This window comes from Calidithermus chliarophilus DSM 9957, from assembly GCF_000430045.1.
GTDB classification, from domain to species: domain Bacteria; phylum Deinococcota; class Deinococci; order Deinococcales; family Thermaceae; genus Calidithermus; species Calidithermus chliarophilus.
In genome coordinates, this window is record NZ_KE387027.1 from 330,095 (window position 1) to 330,926 (window position 832).

The window sequence follows — 832 nt, forward strand, 5'->3', positions numbered from 1 at the left end:
AGCCCGTGTCTCAGTGCTCCTGTGGCTGGTCGTCCTCTCAGACCAGCTACGCGTCGTCGGCTTGGTGGGCCCTTACCCCACCAACTACCTGATGCGCCGCGGGCCGATCCCCAAGCGCCGAGGCTTTAGACGGCCGCCACAGCGGCCGTCCACATGGGGGATTAGCCGGGGTTTCCCCCGGTTTTCCCCGCTCGAGGGCACGTCTCCCACGTGTTACTCACCCGTCCGCCACTGGCCGGCCGAAACCGGCCCGTGCGACTTGCATGTCTTAGGCATACCGCCAGCGTTCACCCTGAGCCAGGATCAAACTCTACCAAAAACAAGCACGGCACTCAGGCCGATTGATTTGAAGCTGTATCCCAGATTGGGATTTGTGTGGCTTACTGACTCTCTCTTTTCAAGGTCCGTCTGCTCGAGGCTTGCCTGAGCAGCAACGGCTACTGTAGCAAGCACCCCAAAACCTGTCAACCCCTCCCCCTCCTGCCTTGCCAGAAACCGCGTGCTGCACGATGTTTGCTTGGGCGGAAGCGGCTCAAACTGAACCCCGAGAGCCAGGGGCTCGAGTTCTGGCTAGAAGCGGTCCAGCCTGGCTGGCCCGGAGGGGTGAGGATCGGGTCCGTTTGAAGCCCCGGGTTTCTGGCCGAATTTGCCGTCGCCGACGGCTCAGGGGGCTAGCCTGAGGTACCCCTATTGACAACTTTTGACCCCCGCGGTAATCTACTCGTTGCGCTGTCCAGAGGGCGGTGCGGGGACCTTGAAAGCGAAGGAGTCGAGAGTAGCGATGACATCACTGCTCCTGGGCCGCCGAGGGGCGCGGGCGCCGTAGGGATAC

1 other annotated feature (only partly in view) is annotated in these 832 nt (G+C 62.4%).

The annotated features are described in order from the left end of the window. Positions 1–319: a sequence feature (16S ribosomal RNA rRNA prediction is too short), on the reverse strand; it reaches 313 nt to the left of the window's first position. Between the last annotated feature and the right edge of the window lie 513 nt (positions 320–832).